This window comes from Anabaena sp. UHCC 0187 (assembly GCF_009712035.1).
In the GTDB taxonomy this organism is placed as follows: Bacteria; Cyanobacteriota; Cyanobacteriia; order Cyanobacteriales; family Nostocaceae; genus Dolichospermum.
The window spans coordinates 1-20,378 of sequence record NZ_VILB01000004.1; the positions used below are offsets into that span (position 1 = coordinate 1).

Below are 20,378 nucleotides of genomic sequence, written 5' to 3' on the forward strand. Positions count from 1 at the left end.
GGGTTCTTATCTATTCCTCCTGTGCAGACTAAGGCTTATTTGCAGGGAATCTAACCTTTTGTAGACGCTAGAGAAAGTATCATTAAGACTCTCAGAGGCAATCCTTAATGCGATTTCTGGGGTCTCTTTGAGGTAAGTGTCAACTAGCGTTATAAGTCTCACAGTTGAAGATAACTCCTCTATGCAAGCCTCTATGTCTTCGGCCATTTCTATAAGAATTGGGTCTTCCATTTTCTGTTTCCTTATTTAAGGTTCTAGAGAAAAAAGAGAAATATGAGATCATAATTCAGGTAGGTGAGATTTCTTCACAGAACCCAGATAATGATCTAAAAGCACTTTAGGGTTATGCCCAGTAATTGAAGCAACCTCAGCCACAGTTAACCCGCTATCAACACAGTGGCTAACAAATGTATGCCTAGTGGTATATAAAGCCCTATGTTCAATATTTAAAGCCTTGAGAGTATTTCTCCAGCATCTTTGACTTAGGGTGTGGTCATCTATCGGTAGACCTTTTAAAGAAGTAAATACCAACTCATCCTTACCTCCTTTAGGTCTTTTAATTAACATTTGATAAACATTGTTGTTAATTGGTACAACCCTATATTTACCAGTTTTAGTAGTCTTGCGCTCCCTCCTGTTGCTACTACCTTTACTTCTGCCTAGAGATTCATAGATGTGCAGCTCTCTTTTGGTCAGATCAATATTCTTCCACTGCAAACCTATAGCTTCAGAAGTTCTAAGCCCTGTGTTGAAAAGTAGAAGTATAAAGTCATGATAGATGGAGTAATGTTTACTATCTCGAAGATAAGCCAGTATCCTTGTGACCTCAGCTTTTGTGAATGGTTTAGCCATTGGAGTTTGAGGAACCTTTACTTCTAGTTCCCCAAATATGTCTCTTCGAGTTGCTTGCAGAATAGCTAGATATCTTTTTCTACTAGAGGGTTTTAGTTCTCTAGTATCCGATAGCCATTTCATAAAAGCTTTGGCATCTACTTTAGTCTTAATTTCCTTCCCATAAGCTTTAATCAGCTTTATTAAAGCAAAATCAGCATTGTTATAGGCTTCTACAAGACGCTCTTCAAGTAAGGAAACCAAGGGAGGGAAGTTCGGTTCAGCAGGCTTTGAGTCACCATTACCGGAGTAAGTGATTCCTTGTAGCCACAAGTTGTACCTATTAAGACTGGTATCAAACTGATTTAAAAGGCAATCCTGGTATATTAACTTACCACAATACTCTAGCCTTGCCCTTTCTACTTTATCAGACCACTTTCCCCAAGTTAGGGAATAATCTTTTTCTTGGTAAGTCCACCTCAGCAGGCATCTATTACCATTCTTTCTGACTTTAAGTTCTTTCATTACCCTCTATGCAAGTTTATGCAAACTGCATGAAGGCACTTCTATTCAACTAACCAAAGAATCAGGCTTCTAGCTCTTAAACCCTCTTAAACCCCTCAATGCCATTGAGGTGCGCTACCAACTGCGCTATAACCCCGAAAAATCATAACTCCACCATGATAGCACAGATCACCGGAATTAAGTCAAGAGGTTTGGGGAAAAATGGGAAATTTATTTTCAGTCACAGCTAAAGCCTAGCTATTATTTCCCGATACAGAACCTACTGAAAATCCGATCTAAGACTGATTCTGTGACTTCTTCACCGGTGATTTCTCCCAATGCTTGAATTGCTCCTCTTAAATCAATTGTCCAAAAATCTAAGGGTAATTTGTCGGTAATTGTAAATTGCACTTGTTCTAGATCAATCTTGGCTTTTGTTAAAGCTGCTGCTTGTCGTTGATTTATTGCTAAATCCATATCTGCGGCTTGGACTCTTCCCTGTTGAACTATTTCTAAAATCGCTATTTCTAAACTATCAATTCCTTGATTTATCGCTGCGGCTGTGACAATTTTAGATTTTGGATTTTGGATTTTGGATTTCAGGTTTTCTGTTTCTGCTGATGAAATTAGGTCAATTTTATTAATGACTAAAATTACCGGACGGTGTTTAACTTGTTCATAAATTTCTGCATCTGCTGGAGTCCAACCAGTGGCAGCATCTATAGTCAATAATACCAAATCAGCGGCACTAGCAGCCCGATGTGATCGCTCTACACCAATCTTTTCTACTTGATCTGCTGTTTCCCGTATCCCGGCTGTATCAAGCACCTGGATAGGAATTCCGCCCACAACTAACTGCGATTCTACCACGTCGCGAGTTGTTCCTGGTAAATCTGTGACAATAGCGCGATCGCTCTGACTCCAAGCATTTAATAAGCTGGATTTTCCCACATTTGGCCGCCCAACTATGGCCACTTTTAAACCAGTTCGCAGTAATTCACCTTTGTCTTTTGTGGCTAATAATTTGCTAATTTCCGCCGTCACTTGATCAATGTCTGCAATAATTCTTTGTTCGTCTAAAGGTGGTAAATCTTCTTCAAAATCAATTCTAGCTTCAATTTCTGCCAAAATATCTAAACAGTTAGCGCGTAATTTGCGGATAGGTTGGGCTAATTTACCCTGTAACCCAGCTAAAGCCGTTTGAGCAGCTTGAGGTGATTTTGCTCCCACTAAATCGGCGATACTTTCCGCTTGGGTTAAATCTAATCTACCATTTAAAAATGCTCTTAATGTAAATTCTCCCGGTTGGGCTAATCTTGCGCCATTTTCTAAGCATAATTGCAATACTTGTTGTACCGCCATAATTCCCCCATGACAATGGAACTCTACCACGTCTTCACGAGTAAAAGAACGGGGGGCGTTCATGATTAGCAATAAAGCTTCATCAATAATTTGCTTGGTTTGGGGTTGACGGATATAACCGTAAATAATGCGGTGACTTTGCCAAATTTGTCGCCCTGGGGCATAAAATAGGGTTTGAGCGATGGCCATTGCCTGATCACCAGAAACCCGCACAATACCTACACTACCTTGTTGAGGGACAACAGCAGTAGCGATCGCCGCAATAGTTCCAGTGTTAGCCAATAATTCCGACATGGACAGTTTTTGAGAAATTCAGAAGGGCGAGTCAAGCTTAATGTTAAACCCTTACAGTACAATAGTTTAAGGAAAAAATTAGGTAAAATTTTTATACACCTAAATTAGAGAGGAATTAACTGTGGAGCAAAAAATTAACTGTGCTGAAGCCTGTGTTAACGGCTGCGTTTTAGGTGATAAGTGTCCCAATATCGAGTTTAGAGAATCAACTTCAAAGTTTATTGAAGAAACTTCCCTAGACAAAATGCTAGAAATGGCTGAAGAAAGATTGCGGAAAAAAATGACAGAACCACCTAAATGGGTGTTTCCAGAAGATTCTTAATAACCTGGAATTTGGCTAGACAAGTTAACAACATCCGAAGTTATCAAGCAAAACATCGCTTTTGCTTGCACTTATTTTTATGCTCGACTATTTATAACGTTATAATAGACACTATACTAAAACCAGCACAAGCACTCAAACAGGTCTGAGAATATTACAATCTCAGTCAACGAAAACTAGCAGTTTTTAGAGTGAATTGACTTTTATTCAGTAAAATCACTGAAAATTTCATATTATTCAATACTTGATAGACTATGGCTAAGATGCAACTACATTTCAACGGTAATTTTCCTCTCAAAAAAGAAGAAATTAAGAGAATACTTGACGCTACTGCTGAGAAAGAAGGTTTAAAAGATTCTTTAGCAAATCTCATGACCAGAACAGGGTTAGGTAATGCAAAAGTTGGTAAAATTAAAAGTTGGTCAATTAGAGCAGGTTTAGTTAAAGATAATTATTTGAGTCCAGAAGGAAAAATAGTTTTAAAACATGATCCTTATTTAAAATCAATTACTACTGATTGGTTAATGCACTTTTATTTAAGTTTTGGTACTCAAGGTTTAAAGCAAATCCCAGAAAATCCTGCTGAATGGGGAGGGTGGACTTATTTTATTTATACTTTTCTTCCTGAAAATTCAACTTTCACTAAAAATGATTTATTTCAAAATAGTATTCCTATATTTGAAGAACTAGATAAAGAAATTCCTAAAAGAATTAAGTATATTTTAAAAGCATATACTCAAGAACAAGCATTAGCTAATTGTCAATTTATCAAAGAAATCAAACCAGATACATATCAAACAGGGAATTCTAAACTTCCTAATTCTTATTTGATAGGTTATTTCCTAGCTAAACTGTGGGAACGAGATTTTAACAAGGAAACTTCTGTATTAACTGATGATATTTTTTCCCAAAAGATGGGAATTATCCCCGTTTTAGGTATTCAATCTGAAACTTTACAACAACACCTGAATAGGATGGAATCTTTGGGAATTATTGAACAAAGACGCACAGTTTCACCTTATCAAATTATCCGTCGTTGGGATCAACCTATCAAATTATTAGAAAAAGCTTATGGTAACAATCAATAATTTATCATTTGTAGATATAAAACCTAGAGATTACCCTCAATGATCGCTTTTTCTGCTTCTGTTAACCCATACAACAAATAAACTATTTCATCAATTAAACAATCACATCTTTGCAGTTGCTGTTTGATTGGTAAGAGAATATTTAAACTTGATTGATATTCTTTACCTAATGTTTCCTGTTCTTTTCTGGTGGTAAGATCAATTTTGATTTTCTTCTTATTTTTCTTGAGAATATCAATTAATTCATCTAAGGTTAAATGATTATCTCCTTGTTTTTGTTTATAATAATCACCTAAATAATTTTGAATTTTCGATTTATTGGTAAGATTGTCAATTTCAGTACCGATTAATCTCTCTAACCATGTTAAAAAGCCTTTAATTTCTGTTTGTTTTTGTTTATTTAATTCTATCATTTGTTCGGCTAAATATGCGAGGAAATCATGAATTACATCTGCTTCTGATGGTTGTTGGTGGATATGATGGAAATTCTGTAGAAGTAATGATCCTAATTGGTGTAAACCAATTTGTATAAGTAAAGGATATAAAAAAACAATCACTAATTCTTTACTACTACTAAGGTGAAGAATAATGTGAGTAAGTAAGATATCAGCATTTTGATTATTTTGGAATTGTTGGTAAAGGTTAATTGTGTTTTCTAAATATTCTTGATGTTTTTCTGGGGGAGTGATAAAGGAGATTTTAGGAATTGGTATTCTCTTTAGTGTATTTTCAAAATATTCATAGCGATAATCTTTAGGTTTAGCAATAAAGCGATAACGATAATTGAGAAGGTTAGAATTAAGAAGCGCAAGGATAAACTTAATATCAAGTTCTACTTCAGGAATAGGAAAAATAACAGTTGTGTCAGTTAAACTAATGTATTCAGCTTTTTCATCAAGTGCAAATCTATTTTCTGGTGCAATATATGGGACAATTATTTTAGGTAGATGATATTTGTCTTTATGTAGAGGCCAAGTGTACTTAAACCATTCACAGTTTCTTCTAATATATGCTGCTCTAGATGTTAAAATATCCTTTTTTTCTTGTAAATACTTTCCAACTCCTTCATCACATTTTAATTCATCCAAATCATTAGGATAAATAATATACAAATCTCTAAAATCTAGACTATATTGTTTAATATCTTGATTTTTAATTAGATTTTTAATGCAATTAGATTCAATAGCATATTCTTTGACTGTTTTCTCATCTACTATAAAAACTTCGTTAGATCCAGTTTGCATTCCCTGTCCAATGAATGTTATTTCACCTAAAGGTATACAATTATCATCAATAATATCTATTATTTTTATATTCTTCAAATAGCCAAGATTCCAATTATCAGATTCCAGCTTTGATTGTTCAACTTCTGCAAAATCTTCAGATATAGAACTATTATCTAATAAATCTTCAACTTCTTGTAATTTGATTTCTCTTTCTAATTGAATAAAACGTACTATTTCTTCTAATTTATTGGTTTGTTGTGCTATTTTTTGTAAAACTGTTATACAGGTTTTAATACCCAGATTTTCAAATACTACAAAATTACCAAAATCAATAATTTCTTGAATGTGCGTATTTTGAAACAAGAAATTTCTTAAACTATTCGCAAAATGAGCTTCAAGAAAGTAGCGTGATGTAATAAAAGATGAATAACAGTTATTTTTTACAATATCAATTCCGCGTTTGAAGAAGAAATAGAATATATCATTTTTACCCATCCATATTTCAGGATAAGAAAGCCGCAAATAATCAGCGTTCATCTTTTCAGGGTTAGTAGTCATCGCATTTGTACCATAAACCCGTAAAAAATGATCAGCACGTTTCAAACCAAAATATTTAGAAACATAAATATCTAATAACCGTTTATAAGGTTTCGCAGCCTTATCAAATTCCTTAAATAACCTTTCGCTAGTTTCCACTTCCGCAAAAGTTGCATCACTTAACGTACTCACACCGCGCATAATTTCCGCAGCACGCAATAACCCCACAAATGGACCAGTTAATAAATTTAATTGAAAAGCAGATTGTTTTACTTGAAAACCAGATTGGCCACTTTTCTCTTGTTGCATTTTCGCTTCCGCTTCTTTTGCGGTTGTACCAATAAGCGAATTTCCACAACGTAAATGATGATCTAAAAAACTCAAAGGTGCGCCAATTGTAAAAGAATGTAACCATAAACTCACCTTTGCTAATTCTACCGCCATCGGGTTTAAATCAACACCATAAATACAGCGTTTCATTACCACCCTTTGTAAAAGTTGAGTGTCTTCTAATTTATTGACATCAATAGTAATTCCCTGTTGTTGCAAATTCTCTAAAATACTATTGCGGGTAATTTCTAACATCTCCAAAACAGGGTTATGTTCAGGATATTCATTTAAAATATTGATTAATTCATCAGTTAAAAAATCAACTGCTTCTACTAAAAAATGTCCGCTTCCCATTGCTGGATCACAAATTTTAATATCTAACAGTGTATTTTGTGCAGTTCTTTCTAAACGTTGTAAATCTTTTTGTAAACCGTTGCGACTTTGTACACCTAACCTACCATCCTTGAAATTTTCTTGAACTTGATTAATTTGCGTCATTAAATCAGCAAACCTTTGTTTTCTCTCTGCTAAAATTGGTTTGAGGGTATGACTAACAATATATTTAACAATATAATCTGGTGTGTAATAAGAACCTGTAGCTTTGCGTTCACCTTTATCATTTTCTAAATGGACTTTTACCGTATTTCCATCTTCAACAACTACTCGATATTCTAATAAACCTTCATAAATTGATCCTAATTGTCGCACACCTAAAAAGCTGTAGTCAATGGGTAATTTTTCAAACCTTGCTAATTTATCTAAAGCAGGTGCTAACACTGCATCTGATAATTGATGTTCATACAAAAAATGATTATCTGGATAATCTTTAATATCTTGGTTTTCATGAAAATCAAAATGAAATAAACCGCCATTATAACGAGGTACTTCTAAAGCTGCATCACCTCTATCCACTATTTCAAATAAACCTAATAAACTTCTATAAATTTTGGTGGAAGTTTGACTCAATGTTCTTTGTTTATCAACACTTTCCGCTATTTCTTGGGTAATTTTAATCAAACTATAATCACGGTAAGCAGTGTTTATTGGTAATAAATTTCTGGCTTCGGCATATAATAGAAATAATAATTTATATAAAAATGATAAAGTTGCCGCATAAACTTGTTTTTCTTGGATGGTTTTTCCCCTTCTTACTGCATCTGCAACAAAACCTCCTGCTAAGTCAGGAAATATCTGATCAAATACTAATGTTTTTAGTTCGTTTCCTACTTGAGTCGCGTAGGTTGTACTTCCTTCTCTGACTCGTTCTAAAAAGTTTTTATTATAGCTATCTTTTTCAAAAGCTGCACGTCTAAAAAATAACCAAAAATATTTAAAGTTTTCTAATTTATCTACATTTTCACTTTCTAATAATTCTACCAAATCAATGGGATAAAATTCTGTTGCAGTAGAAGACGCTAACCGATAATATAACCGCCATTCTCTCCCATTGGTTAAAATTCCCCAATCAACATTTGTACCTGTTAAATAACTGGAAATTTGAAAAGATGGGTTTTCATTTTTGAAAATATCCCGCTTATCATTAGCAGAAACTTTACTTAACTGTCTTTCCCAATATTTAGCTTCTGCTATGGCTAATACTTGAGTATAAAAAGCAGTTTCATTAGTTTGTAATGTGTAAGCAATATCTCTTGTTTCTGTGTTAGAAAATAAGGCATAATCAGGACGTTGGGATCTACCTTTTCCACGAGTGACTACTTGAGTAATGTATTTAAACCCTAATATTTTTAATACAGGTTTAATAAACTCTTCTTCTGTTTGGGATTCGTTTAATGTGGGTAAAATGGCTTTTTTGGCAAAATAGAGTTTATTTAATTGCTCAAATTCTGAGGTAATATCTAATTGCCATTCTGGTAATTCTTGAATCCGAAATTTTAAATAATGTTGAGAAAATAAGGGTTTATTGGGTTTTTGTGTATCTGTCATGATCCCGACTCCTGAACAATGGTAATTTTAAAGTATCTGTTACTGATTTTGATCCCTTCCAATCATCGGAAGTTGATCTACAAGAATATGTAGAATGTCATTCTCATTTTACCACAGAACAATGGCGAAATTTGATGTTTTGTTCAATGGGTTTTAATCCCAATCATCCGAGTTATAATTATCGAGCAAAAACCTGGATTTTAACTCGGTTACTTCCCTTAGTAGAATCTAATTATCACCTCATAGAATTAGCTCCGAAAGGAACAGGAAAAAGTTTTGTTTATGAAAATATTAATAATAAAGTTTCTGTAATTAGTGGAGGTAAAATCACTCCTGCTAAACTATTCATTGATGGTAAAACTAAATCAGTTGGTTTATTAGGTCGTTACGATGTAGTAGTTTTAGATGAAATTCAAAGTTTAACATTTGATAATCCTGATGAAATTATCGGACCATTAAAAACCTATCTTGCGAATGGAAGTTATAATCGTTCAGGGTTTTCTGATATTCCTATTTCTAGTGATTGTTCTTTAGTATTATTAGGTAATATTGAACTTGATGAATATCAACGTCCTAAAGATACATATAATTTAATGGCTAAGTTACCGAAATTCTTCTCAGAAACAGCATTTTTAGATCGGTTTGCTGGTGTTTTACCTGGTTGGGAAATTCCTAAATTTCAAAGAGATATGATTGCTAATCAAATAGGCTTAAAAATGGACTTTTTTGGGGAAGCATTATTATCTTTAAGAAAAGATGGGAGTTTTTACCAATATGCTCAACAACATACTCAATTTGATCATCATACTACCATTAGAGATCAACAAGCAATTCTCAAAACAGCATCAGGTTTTCTCAAATTACTTTATCCTCATCTTCAATTAACTTTACAAGATTATCAACGCGATTGTTTAGAACCTGCGAGAGAACTTCGTCAACAAATTCGTAATTTATTATATAATCTTGATGATGAATTTAAGCAATCTGAAAAAGATATTTATGTTGATATTAAATGATTTTTAAATTTAAAGACGAAAGCTAATAATACTAAGTCTTCCGTTGTTTTTTCCCATTCCCTTGATTAGCCCTAGATTCTAATGTAAACTGTGGTATTTCCTCAAGTTCATCTTCACTCAAACAATACTGTTCACACACAAGACTTAAGCGATTTCCCACAGTTGTCACTGCATTTACAGAATGAGTTAAATCACCCTGAAAGTAAATTAAAGAATTGGTTTGCGGTTTAACTTGTCCAACTTGGCGTTTTTGCGATTTTAGCACCAATTCTCCCCCCTCCATTTCCTCTGGTACGCGCACATAAAGCACGCTTACAAATGCAGGTGGTTCAACAGTTTTACAATAGGAACGCAAAGACCTGTCAATATGGGGGTCAACGCGCGAACCTGCTTTGAGGAGTAAAGGATTCAGATAAAAAGCATTACAATTAGGCAAAAGTGCCAAATCTAAATAAGGCTTGAAATAGGGAAATTTTTGGGTAACTTCTGCTAAACCCTGACGCTGAAATACTACAGAAAAGCCTTTAGTATTAATAAAATCTCGATTAAGGTTATTAATAGCAAAATAGGGACAAGCTTGGATTTCTCCCCACAAGTCCTGGAGATATTGAAGAGGAAAGGCGTTAGGATGTTGTTGATAGTATTTCACGGTCAGTTAAATTAATTCTCGTCTGATAGCGTAGCGTGGCGCAAGCCATATCAAGATTTACAGTTACTTCGACTTCGCTCAGTAACCGTATATTCTGACTCAGACAATATAAATAAAGGCGACACCCGGATTTGAACCGGGGGATGGAGGTTTTGCAGACCTCTGCCTTACCACTTGGCTATGTCGCCGCACTCACAATTACTAATAGTAGCACCATTTTTCCTAATTTGCACCATCTAGGAGAAATTTTTTTGAATATTCATTTTTTTCATGGACTGGACAGACCCAAAGCCTGTCCTCCCGTGAATCTTAGGGATTTAATTTCACCTCTTCGGCAAAATTCCCCCAGCGCGTAAAGTAAAATGGCCCTGCGACAGAACCCCAAATATGCTCATCTGTGTCGGGATTTCGCCCTCTGTCGCGGCTGATGAACTGTTCACCATCAAGTTCAAAATCACTATCTAAATAGGTTCTTTGCCCGTCACGGATGACAATGCAGCCCTTTCCAGGCTCGACTGTACCTTTGAACTTGTTACCAGTCCACTCTACAATCATGTTACAACCACAAAGCCTTTCCAAGCGATCGCTGGTTAACCTTTGCAACCTTGGTAAATCACGGGAAGCACCGTAAAAGTCTTTTTCTTCCTTGACAGTATAGTTTTCAATATGGATTTTATCCCCCACAGTCGTCAGATGTAACACCCGCACCCGATAGGGCTTATTCAGCATATAGTCATAAGCTTGTTCCACAAACAAACTTACTCCTGATAATACTCCCCAATCAAGGGGACGCATACATACACGAATATGGGCAAAAAAAGCCGGATTCTCGAAAACTTGGGCTTGATTGCTAAAATCAGCCGCCATCCACCGGGCTAAGGTAGTAATATCTGTAGAATGAGTCATACCAATTTTGGATTTTGGATTAGGAATCCTATTGATTTTAAATCCTGATTACCCTCAAACTACGCTTTTCTCATATATTTAACCGAAGCGTCCAGAAACATAGTCATGAGTCCGAGTATCTAGAGGACTACGAAAGATTTGACCAGTCTCCCCGAATTCCACCATTTGACCAATGCGACTTTCATCGGTACTAAAAAAGGCAGTAAAATCAGAAACGCGAGTTGCTTGCTGCATATTATGGGTAACAATCACAATTGTGAATTCTGTTCGCAATTTATGAATTAATTCTTCTACTTTCATAGTAGCGATCGGATCAAGCGCTGAACAAGGTTCATCCATTAGTAAAACCTTGGGTTTAACTGCTAAAGCCCTAGCGATACAGAGACGTTGTTGTTGTCCCCCAGAAAGACCTAAAGCCGATTGATTTAGCTTATCTTTAACTTCATCCCATAGAGCCGCACCTTTCAGGGCAGATTCTACAATTTCATCTAATACTACTTTCGGGTGTCTCCCGGCAATTCTTACACCATAAGCTACATTTTCATAAATGCTCATCGGAAAAGGATTTGGTTTTTGGAATACCATGCCAATTTCTCGACGCAGACGATTAATATTAATCCGAGAATCGTAGATATTTTGACCAAAAAATTCTATCCGACCTTCAACTTTGACTTTTCCTTCTAATTCACTAATTCGATTAATGGTTTTGATGAATGTTGATTTACCACAACCACTAGGACCAATTAACGCCGTAACTTGGTTTTTATAGATATCTAATGATATCCCTTCAATAGCTTTATAGTTTCCGTAGTAAAAGCTAAGATTTTTGACTTTGATAGCAGTGGTTAGATTACCCATGATTGAAGATACAAAAGAAAATTTTTAGTTAACCTTACTTTTCTTGGCAATTAAGCGAGACAGTAAGCTGAAAAACAAAACCAAAGTCAGGAGAATTATAGAAGTAGTCCACACTAATTGGTTTACTGCTGGGTCAGGATTATTATACAGATTAAAAATCAATACTGGTAACGAAGCAGTGGGACTCAATAAACTATCTGACCAATTCTGACTAAATAAAGCGGTAAAAAGTAGTGGTGCTGTTTCGCCAGAAGCACGGGCTATAGCTAAGGAAATACCCGTAGTAATCCCTGGGATAGCCGAACTAACAATAACACGAAAGGTAGTTTGAAAACGAGTTCCTCCCAAAGCTGCGGAAGCGAGACGCTGGGGAACGGGAATTAGCTTTAAAGCCTCTTCTGTTGTCAATACTATCACTGGTAGCATAATTACAGCTAAAGCAAAGCCCCCAGCGATCGCACTAAATCCCTTAGTTAGTAAAACAACTACACCATAAGCAAACATTCCCACGACAATGGAAGGAACACCTGTAATAATGCTAGTAATAAACCGAACATACTGTGTAAATGGATTGGTTTGACTAAATTCTGCTAAAAATATTCCTGTAATTACCCCCAGTGGAATACTGAGTGATGCACCGATACCTACCATAAGTATAGTACCAAGAATAGCATTAGCAAAACCATTTTCAATTAAAGGACTAAATAACATTTCTAGCTTGAAGCCAGAAAGTCCTCGTGACATAATTGCCCACAATATGGATAATAATGGCAGGAGTGCTAACGCCGTCAAACCAAAGGCAATCCCATTCATTAAGTATGTAAATACTTGCCTTGCCGTGGGTAAAGGCTGATATAATTCAGCCGCTATGGATTGATCTATTTCTGAATTGAGAGAATCGCTCATATTAATTTTAGTTATCAGTTGTCAGTGGGAAAAATCTGCTTTCTTTTATCTATTCTTTTTACCAACCCACTCCACTATTAATACAGCCATAATATTTATAGCTAAAGTTAAAGCAAATAAAATTAAGCCTAAATAACTTAATGATCCAATATGTAATCCTGCACCAGCTTCAGCAAATTCATTAGCTAAAATAGCGGGAATTGTATATGCTGGGTCTAGCAAAGATAAACTAATTTGAGCAGAGTTACCAATTACCATAGTTACGGCCATTGTTTCTCCTAAAGCCCTACCCAGAGATAACATGGCTGCGCTGACCATTCCCGAAAATCCTGCTGGTAATAAAACCCGAAAAACTGTTTCCCAACGAGTTCCCCCTAAAGCCATAGATGAGCTACGTAACTCTTTAGGAATAACAATTAATACATCGCGTGAAATAGCTGCCATCGTCGGCAAAATCATAATTGCCAGAATAATTCCCGCCGTCAACATATTATTAGCGGCTGGGTATTCGGTATTAAATAGGGGGATGAATCCAAAGTTTTTACCTAACCAATTTTCTAGGGGTTCGATAATGGGAATAAATACAAAAATTCCCCATAAACCAATAATGACGCTGGGGATAGCTGCAATTAATTCCACTACAAAAGCTAGGGTTGTTTTGACTGAATTGGGTAAGAAGTCTTCACTGGTGACTAAAGCTATGGATATGCCTACAGGTATAGTTAATAAAATAGCGATCGCACTACTTACTAAAGTTCCATAAATATAAGGTAATGCACCAAAAATTTCTGCGCCTGTATCCCAATCTTGACCCCATAAAAAGCCTAATCCAAATTCATTAATAGCTGGTTTTGCTTCTTTAAAAATCACCCAAGTCATCAGAAATAGGATGAGTACAGTAATACTAGCAAAGCTATATACTAGCCATGTAAATCCTTTGTCAAACCAAAAGTTAACGCCACCAGTGGATGTTAAATCAATATTTCCTTCACTTAAACTAGGCGAACTATCATCCTGAGATTGAAATAAATTAGCCATGATCAATAAAAAATTTATGGAAGTGGAAATTACCAACCTTCAGACAGAATTAAGAGCATTTTCTTTCTAGGAATACTCTAAGTTGAATTATACAAGGAGAAATCAGCGGAACGAATCGTTTATCCGTTCCCTATTCCCTTTCTTTTTGAAAATTATTTGACGGTGCTATTTACTGTATTTAGCACACGGTTTACAACATCACTAGGTATTTTAGTGTAGTTGAGGTCATCATTAAATTGTTGACCGTCTTTGAGAACCCAGTTAATCCATTTTTTCACAGCTTCAGCTTTCGCAGGATTGGAATACTGCTTGTAAACCATCATCCATGTTAGACCAACAATAGGATAACCTTGTCCTGGATCTCCTACAAATACACGGTAGTTAGCGGGAAAAGTTACATTGGATAAAGCTGCGTTAGCAGATGCTAAAGTAGGAGCTACAAATTCTCCCTTTTTATTTTGTATTGCTGCTGAATTTAGTTTGTTTTTAGTAGCGTAGTCATATTCAACATAACCAATAGATCCGGGGGTGCTTCTCACTAAAGCTGCTACTCCAGGATTACCTTTACCTTTGAGGGCGTTTGGTAAAGTCCATTTAGGTGCAGTATTAGCTCCAATCCTACCTTTAAAATAACCATTAATAGCACTTAAATGATTAGTAAAAATGAATGTTGTCCCACTACCATCAGCGCGAACCACAAATTTAATCGGTTGACTTGGTAGATTCACACCAGGGTTATCTGCTTTAATTTTTGGATCATTCCAGTTTTTAATTTGTCCAGAGAAAATTGCTGGTAATGTCGCTCTAGATAATCTCAGTTTGCTGACACCAGGTAAATTATAAACGACGGAAACAGCACCACCAGCAGTGGGGACTAAGATCACACCATTCTTAACTTTAGCGATTTCTGCATCTGTCATTGCTGCATCACTACCACCAAAGTCAACAGTTCCCGCAGTGATTTGACGAATACCACCACTACTACCAATTCCTTGGTAGTTAACTTTTAATTCGGGGTGTTTTTTCTTAACTTCACGAGCATATCTTTCGTAAAGAGGAGCGGGAAAAGTTGCTCCAGCACCGTTGATAGTTTGAGCTTGAGTAGTCGCACTCAACAATGGACTCAATGCAACAGCCCCAGTTATGACTGAAGTAGCAACAACACGATTCAAAATAGTGGATAAAAAAGCCATACTGCCTCTTAAAGTTATCAGAAATACTTATTTAGGGAATTACATCCTTGTATTAATTTGATTTTTAATTATTAATAATAGATTAAGGAAATGCTGCTATTAGTTTAAAATAAAATTAAAAATTGAATACTAGGCATGAATATATAAAATATCCTAGCAGTGCTATGTAAATACACGGTTTGCTAGGAATAGATAAAATTCTTGCCATGTTTAAGCGGATTAGTTTTTATTTATTTAACCATAAATACTTCCTTATCCCTAGATAGAATAAACAAACAAGGTGTATAAATTGGTTAAGATAATTCATCTATTAAAGAGAATGTTATGGCGCTCATAGTTCAAAAATACGGTGGTACATCTGTTGGTTCAGTCGAACGGATTCAAGCCGTTGCTCAAAGAGTTGAAAAAACTGTAAAAGCTGGAAACTCAGTAGTAGTAGTGGTTTCCGCTATGGGGAAAACCACCGACGGATTAGTTAAACTAGCCAATGATATCTCTAAAAATCCTAGCCGTCGGGAAATGGATATGCTGCTTTCTACGGGAGAGCAAGTTACCATTGCTTTATTAAGTATGGCATTACAGGAAATTGGCCAACCCGCGATTTCGATGACTGGCGCTCAGGTAGGTATTGTTACAGAAGCCGAACATAGCCGCGCTCGGATTTTAAATATTCAAACAGAACGCTTAATGCGGCAGATAAATAGCGGTAAAGTCGTTGTTGTTGCCGGGTTCCAAGGGATTAGCAGCACCGAAGAATTAGAAATTACTACTTTGGGGCGTGGTGGTTCTGACACTTCTGCGGTAGCTTTAGCCGCCGCAATCGGGGCAGATTTTTGTGAAATTTATACAGATGTACCAGGGATTTTAACTACAGATCCGCGCCTTGTTCCCGAAGCCCAATTATTAACAGAAATCACCAGTGATGAAATGCTGGAATTGGCGAGTTTAGGGGCGAAAGTATTACATCCTAGGGCTGTGGAAATTGCCCGCAATTATGGCGTTCCCTTGGTGGTGCGTTCTAGTTGGACAGATCAACCCGGAACTTGGGTAACAACGCCGCAAAGACAAGATAGAGCTTTAGTAAATTTAGAATTAGCCCGTCCTGTAGATGCGGTAGAATTTGATATTCAACAGGCCAAGGTGGCTTTATTGCGTGTTCCTGATAAACCAGGGGTAGCAGCCCAGTTATTTGGGGAAATTTCCCAGCAAAATGTTGATGTGGATTTAATTATTCAGTCTATTCATGAAGGTAATAGTAATGATATTGCTTTTACAGTCAATACATCAATATTAAAACGAGCAGAAGCCGTATCATCGGCTATAGCCCCCGCATTGAGAAATTATCCGACTTCAGATGAAGCGGAAGTTATAGTCGAGAAAGATACGGCAAAAGTTAGTATTGTCGGTGCAGGGATGATTGGTAGACCAGGGGTAGCAGCGCAGATGTTTAAAACCTTGGCTGCGGCTGGTGTGAATATTCAAATGATTTCTACCAGTGAAGTCAAAGTGAGTTGTGTCGTTGATGCTGTAGATTGCGATCGCGCCATAGCTGCCCTCTGTCACACCTTTGAAATCAACTCTTCCTCTACTTCCCTCGCCTCTCCTACCGCTGAATCTCCTGCTGTGCGTGGTGTCGCTTTAGACATGAACCAAGCCCGGATTGCAATTCGCCAATTAGCAGATCATCCAGGTATAGCTGCCAAATTGTTTGGATTTTTGGCAGAACATAATATTAGTGTGGATATGATCATTCAATCCCAACGTTGCCGAATAGTAGATGGTGTCCCGCGTCGGGATATTGCCTTTACTGTAGCGAGAATGGACGCAGAAAACGCCCAACAGAAATTACAACAAGTTGCAGCAGAGTTTGATTGGGGTGAAGTAGTATTAGATCGGGCGATCGCTAAAGTTAGTATAGTTGGTTCTGGAATGGTGGGACAACCAGGTATTGCCGCAAAAATGTTTACAGCTTTAGCCCAAAATCAAATCAACATTCAAATGATTGCTACTTCAGAAATTAAAATTAGTTGTGTTGTGACACAAGATGAAGGTGTCAAAGCTTTACAAGTCATTCACTCCGCTTTTGATTTAGCCGGCACTGAAAAATTTGTAGTCCCAGTGTGAACATAGGTAAATAGGTTTGCTGAAGTTCCCCAGGAACGGGGAAAAACTCTTCCCCAACCTTAGATTGTGTTGGAATATACTATTAATACATCAGTTCTATTTTCCCAAGTTGACCGCGAAATCCAAAATTCATCCCTAAGATTTTTTGATCCCCCTTACTCAGTTGCTACATACAGTCCTAAACTGTAGATGAGAGTTGAAAGGCAGTTGGGAGAAATTCTGTGAAAAAAGTTTTAGCAATTATTCTGGGTGGGGGTGCGGGGACTCGGCTTTATCCGTTAACTAAACTCCGCGCTAAACCAGCAGTACCAGTGGCTGGGAAGTATCGTTTAATAGATATCCCTGTTAGCAACTGCATCAATTCGGAAATATTCAAAATCTACGTTCTGACTCAATTTAACTCAGCTTCTCTGAACCGGCACATCGCCCGTGCTTACAACTTCAGTGGGTTCAGTGATGGGTTTGTGGAAGTGTTAGCAGCACAACAAACTCCAGAAAACCCCAACTGGTTTCAAGGTACGGCTGATGCTGTGCGTCAGTACATCTGGATGTTACAGGATTGGGATGTAGAGGAATTTCTAATTCTTTCCGGTGATCACCTCTACCGCATGGATTACCGGCAGTTTATCCAGCGGCACAGAGATACAAACGCTGATATTACACTTTCCGTAATTCCCATGGATGATCGTCGGGCCTCGGATTTTGGCTTGATGAAAATCAATGAATCGGGTAGGGTAATTGACTTTAGCGAAAAACCCAAGGGTGAAGATTTAGCGCAAATGCGTGTTGATACCACCATATTGGGATTGACAAAAGAACAAGCCGAATTACAACCATATATCGCCTCCATGGGGATTTATGTCTTTAAAAAAGATGTTTTAATCAAGTTGTTGAAACAATCTTTAGAACAAACTGATTTTGGTAAAGAGATTATTCCCGAAGCAGCTAAGGATCACAACGTTCAAGCCTTCTTGTTTGATGACTACTGGGAAGATATTGGGACAATTGAATCTTTTTATGAAGCCAATTTAGCGCTAACTAAGCAACCTCTCCCTCCCTTTAGCTTCTACGATGAAGCAGCACCAATTTATACTCGCGCTCGTTATTTACCACCCTCAAAATTGCTGAATTGCCAAATCACAGAATCTATGATTGGCGACGGTTGTATTTTGAAAGATTGCCGCATTCAACATTCAGTTTTGGGAGTGCGATCGCGGATAGAATCAGGATCTGTAATTGAAGAAACCCTGATCATGGGTGCTGACTATTACCAACCATCTGTGGAAAGACAAGGCAGCTTAGAAGGAAATGATATCCCCGTCGGTATTGGTACAGACACCATTATTCGCCGGGCCATCATTGATAAAAATGCCCGCATTGGTAACAATGTGAAAATTATCAATAAAGACAACATCCAAGAAGCAGAACGGGAAAAGCAAGGCTTCTACATCCGTAGTGGTATTGTCGTTGTTCTCAAAAATGCTACAATTCCCCATGAAACAATCATTTAGTTAGTCAGTTGTTCGTTGTTCGTTGTCCGTTGTTTTGCCACTGACCACTGACCACTGACCAATAACCAATGACTAAATTAATTTTGCTGATTGGTCTTCCTGGTAGCGGTAAATCTACTTTAGCAACGCAATTACTCAGAGAATGCCCCCAGATGCAGTTAATTTCTACAGATGTCATCCGGGGGCAACTTTTTGGTTCAGAAGCCATTCAAGGCCCTTGGCTGCTAATTTGGCGGGAACTGGAACGACAATTGCAACAAGCCATAACCGCAGATCAAGGGGTGATTTTCGATGCTACCAACGCCCAAAGGAAAAATCGCCGGGAAGTGATTACCCTCGCCCATGATTGTGGCTTTAGTCATATCACCGGGATTTGGGTGCAAACTCCAGTTTGGTTATGTTTGACAAGGAATCAAAACCGGATTCGTCAAGTTCCCGAAGATATAATTCTCCGAATGCACCGCCAACTCCGGGATGCTCCCCCTAGCCTAGAAGAAGGAATAGATGAGCTTATTTCTGTTTGATCATGGCAAGAGTACGGGAATTGCGCTGGTACATTCAGCAAGAACCACACTTGATTTTGGCGATTGTTTGTTAATTTAATATCAGAATCTTTTTGCCTGGCATTAGACCAAATAGAAAGTAAATCTCATATCTTAGCAGAAAACATAACGTAAATTTCTACAGGAGGCTGGTAGATGGCTGCAACCGACTTTAAAGACTATTATGCAATGTTAGGAATTAGTAAAACTGCCACCTCAGAAGAAATTAAACAAGCTTTTCGGAAACTAGCCCGCAAATATCATCCTGATGTTAACCCCAATAACAAACAGGCTGAAGCAAAATTTAAAGAAGTTAATGAAGCTTATGAGGTGCTATCTGATCCAGATAAACGCAAAAAATACGACCAATTTGGTCAATATTGGAAACAAGCTGGTCAAGGTTTTCCCTCTGGTGGTTCTGGTGTGGACATGGGTGGGGTTGATTTCGGTCAATACGGCAGTTTTAATGACTTTTTAACTGAATTATTTGGTGGCGCAGGGCCCCGCAGTGGGCGACAAAGTTACTCTTATCGTAGTTCCACAGGTCGAGCAGGTGGCGGTTTTAACGATTTTGGTTTTCAAGATGCTGGCGCTGGTGGCACACAAGATACAGAAGCTATTATTACTTTGACTTTCGCTGAAGCATTTTCTGGTGTCCAAAAACGCTTTAGTTTAGGAACTGAAACTATTGATGTGCGGATTCCTGGTGGTGCTAAAGCTGGTACTCGCTTACGGGTGAAGGGAAAAGGACAAATTAACCCCATGAATCAACAACGGGGAGATTTATATTTAAAGGTGGAATTACAACCCCATACTTTTTTCCAAATTGAAGGGGATAATCTCGTTTGCGAAGTGTTAATTACCCCTGATGAAGCCACATTAGGCGCGGCTATAGATGTACCAACACCCGATGGTCATGTTAATGTCAAATTACCGGCGGGAGTCCGTTCTGGTCAATCTCTGCGCCTACGTGGTAAGGGTTGGCCGATAGCTAAAGGTGGACGTGGTGATCAATTTGTGAAAGTAGCGATCGCTCCCCCAAAAGACCTCAGCCCCCAAGAGAGAGAATACTATGAAAAAATCCGGGCTATCCGTACTTATAATCCCCGCAGTCATTTGGAGAAAGTTAAATTGTAACTATCTCCTAAATTTATCCAGATAAAGACGGGAAATTTCCCGTCTTTGTCTTTGACTATG

At 37.3% G+C, this 20,378-nt stretch carries 16 protein-coding genes and 1 tRNA gene; 7 read left to right on the forward strand and 10 right to left on the reverse strand.

Going from position 1 to position 20,378, the window contains the following annotated elements; all coding sequences use genetic code 11:
* Positions 1 to 279: 279 nt before the first annotated feature.
* Together FJR11_RS03730 and mnmE are read right to left on the reverse strand one after the other, a co-directional pair.
* The gene (locus FJR11_RS03730; RefSeq protein WP_168502384.1) at positions 280 to 1,356 is read right to left on the reverse strand and encodes a site-specific integrase; all 1,077 of its coding nucleotides are present in this window, start codon (positions 1,354 to 1,356) and stop codon (positions 280 to 282) included.
* A gap of 240 nt (positions 1,357 to 1,596) precedes the next feature.
* Positions 1,597 to 2,991: a tRNA uridine-5-carboxymethylaminomethyl(34) synthesis GTPase MnmE gene (gene mnmE, locus FJR11_RS03735; RefSeq protein ID WP_168502385.1), complete on the reverse strand. Its 1,395-nt coding sequence runs from the start codon at positions 2,989 to 2,991 to the stop codon at positions 1,597 to 1,599.
* Positions 2,992 to 3,112: 121 nt separating this feature from the next.
* Here mnmE and FJR11_RS03740 point away from each other — a divergent pair, with 121 nt between their 5' ends.
* On the forward strand, positions 3,113 to 3,313 hold the full coding sequence (locus FJR11_RS03740) for a hypothetical protein (protein ID WP_168502386.1): 201 nt from the start codon (positions 3,113 to 3,115) through the stop codon (positions 3,311 to 3,313).
* 254 nt (positions 3,314 to 3,567) lie between these two features.
* Positions 3,568 to 4,401 (forward strand): DUF4007 family protein, encoded by an 834-nt coding sequence (locus FJR11_RS03745; RefSeq protein ID WP_168502387.1) that lies wholly within the window; start codon positions 3,568 to 3,570, stop codon positions 4,399 to 4,401.
* Positions 4,402 to 4,424: 23 nt separating this feature from the next.
* Here FJR11_RS03745 and FJR11_RS23385 read toward each other — a convergent pair whose 3' ends face one another.
* On the reverse strand, positions 4,425 to 8,438 hold the full coding sequence (locus FJR11_RS23385; RefSeq protein WP_217358207.1) for an Eco57I restriction-modification methylase domain-containing protein: 4,014 nt from the start codon (positions 8,436 to 8,438) through the stop codon (positions 4,425 to 4,427).
* A gap of 11 nt (positions 8,439 to 8,449) precedes the next feature.
* Here FJR11_RS23385 and brxL point away from each other — a divergent pair, with 11 nt between their 5' ends.
* Positions 8,450 to 9,454: a BREX system Lon protease-like protein BrxL gene (brxL, locus tag FJR11_RS03770; protein WP_168502549.1), complete on the forward strand. Its 1,005-nt coding sequence runs from the start codon at positions 8,450 to 8,452 to the stop codon at positions 9,452 to 9,454.
* A 31-nt stretch (positions 9,455 to 9,485) separates the two neighbouring features.
* Here the strand turns inward: brxL and FJR11_RS03775 are convergent, their stop codons facing one another.
* From FJR11_RS03775 to pstS, 7 genes are all read right to left on the reverse strand, one after another.
* Complete coding sequence (locus FJR11_RS03775) at positions 9,486 to 10,103, reverse strand: 2OG-Fe(II) oxygenase (protein ID WP_168502388.1); 618 nt, start codon at positions 10,101 to 10,103, stop codon at positions 9,486 to 9,488.
* A 116-nt stretch (positions 10,104 to 10,219) separates the two neighbouring features.
* Positions 10,220 to 10,291 (reverse strand) — tRNA-Cys (locus FJR11_RS03780).
* Positions 10,292 to 10,412: 121 nt separating this feature from the next.
* Positions 10,413 to 11,009 carry a chromophore lyase CpcT/CpeT gene (locus FJR11_RS03785; protein WP_168502389.1) on the reverse strand — a complete coding sequence of 199 codons (597 nt, stop codon included), beginning with the start codon at positions 11,007 to 11,009 and terminating at the stop codon, positions 10,413 to 10,415.
* Between the two features lie 78 nt (positions 11,010 to 11,087).
* Positions 11,088 to 11,867: a phosphate ABC transporter ATP-binding protein PstB gene (pstB, locus tag FJR11_RS03790; protein WP_168502390.1), complete on the reverse strand. Its 780-nt coding sequence runs from the start codon at positions 11,865 to 11,867 to the stop codon at positions 11,088 to 11,090.
* A 24-nt stretch (positions 11,868 to 11,891) separates the two neighbouring features.
* Positions 11,892 to 12,773: a phosphate ABC transporter permease PstA gene (gene pstA / locus FJR11_RS03795; protein ID WP_168502391.1), complete on the reverse strand. Its 882-nt coding sequence runs from the start codon at positions 12,771 to 12,773 to the stop codon at positions 11,892 to 11,894.
* 45 nt (positions 12,774 to 12,818) lie between these two features.
* Positions 12,819 to 13,811, reverse strand: coding sequence for a phosphate ABC transporter permease subunit PstC (pstC, locus tag FJR11_RS03800; protein WP_168502392.1), 993 nt, complete (start codon positions 13,809 to 13,811; stop codon positions 12,819 to 12,821).
* Positions 13,812 to 13,963: 152 nt separating this feature from the next.
* A complete protein-coding gene (gene pstS / locus FJR11_RS03805; RefSeq protein ID WP_168502393.1) occupies positions 13,964 to 15,004 on the reverse strand; it encodes a phosphate ABC transporter substrate-binding protein PstS in 1,041 nt (346 codons plus the stop codon).
* A 324-nt stretch (positions 15,005 to 15,328) separates the two neighbouring features.
* Here pstS and FJR11_RS03810 point away from each other — a divergent pair, with 324 nt between their 5' ends.
* From FJR11_RS03810 to FJR11_RS03825, 4 genes are all read left to right on the forward strand, one after another.
* Complete coding sequence (locus tag FJR11_RS03810; protein WP_168502394.1) at positions 15,329 to 17,128, forward strand: aspartate kinase; 1,800 nt, start codon at positions 15,329 to 15,331, stop codon at positions 17,126 to 17,128.
* A 221-nt stretch (positions 17,129 to 17,349) separates the two neighbouring features.
* Entirely contained in the window at positions 17,350 to 18,639 is a 1,290-nt protein-coding gene (locus FJR11_RS03815; protein WP_168502395.1) for a glucose-1-phosphate adenylyltransferase, read from the forward strand.
* A gap of 68 nt (positions 18,640 to 18,707) precedes the next feature.
* Positions 18,708 to 19,163, forward strand: a complete 456-nt coding sequence (locus FJR11_RS03820; RefSeq protein WP_168502396.1) for an AAA family ATPase — start codon at positions 18,708 to 18,710, stop codon at positions 19,161 to 19,163.
* A gap of 174 nt (positions 19,164 to 19,337) precedes the next feature.
* Positions 19,338 to 20,318, forward strand: a complete 981-nt coding sequence (locus FJR11_RS03825) for a DnaJ C-terminal domain-containing protein (RefSeq protein WP_168502397.1) — start codon at positions 19,338 to 19,340, stop codon at positions 20,316 to 20,318.
* Positions 20,319 to 20,378: the final 60 nt, after the last annotated feature.

Coding starts and splice junctions, on each gene's coding strand:
- FJR11_RS03730 (WP_168502384.1), bottom strand. CDS start 1,356: ATGAAAGAACTTAAAGTCAGAAAGAATGGTAATAGATGCCTGCTGAGG.
- mnmE (WP_168502385.1), bottom strand. CDS start 2,991: ATGTCGGAATTATTGGCTAACACTGGAACTATTGCGGCGATCGCTACT.
- FJR11_RS03745 (WP_168502387.1), top strand. CDS start 3,568: ATGGCTAAGATGCAACTACATTTCAACGGTAATTTTCCTCTCAAAAAA.
- FJR11_RS23385 (WP_217358207.1), bottom strand. CDS start 8,438: ATGACAGATACACAAAAACCCAATAAACCCTTATTTTCTCAACATTAT.
- FJR11_RS03785 (WP_168502389.1), bottom strand. CDS start 11,009: ATGACTCATTCTACAGATATTACTACCTTAGCCCGGTGGATGGCGGCT.
- pstB (WP_168502390.1), bottom strand. CDS start 11,867: ATGGGTAATCTAACCACTGCTATCAAAGTCAAAAATCTTAGCTTTTAC.
- pstA (WP_168502391.1), bottom strand. CDS start 12,773: ATGAGCGATTCTCTCAATTCAGAAATAGATCAATCCATAGCGGCTGAA.
- pstC (WP_168502392.1), bottom strand. CDS start 13,811: ATGGCTAATTTATTTCAATCTCAGGATGATAGTTCGCCTAGTTTAAGT.
- pstS (WP_168502393.1), bottom strand. CDS start 15,004: ATGGCTTTTTTATCCACTATTTTGAATCGTGTTGTTGCTACTTCAGTC.
- FJR11_RS03810 (WP_168502394.1), top strand. CDS start 15,329: ATGGCGCTCATAGTTCAAAAATACGGTGGTACATCTGTTGGTTCAGTC.
- FJR11_RS03820 (WP_168502396.1), top strand. CDS start 18,708: ATGACTAAATTAATTTTGCTGATTGGTCTTCCTGGTAGCGGTAAATCT.
- FJR11_RS03825 (WP_168502397.1), top strand. CDS start 19,338: ATGGCTGCAACCGACTTTAAAGACTATTATGCAATGTTAGGAATTAGT.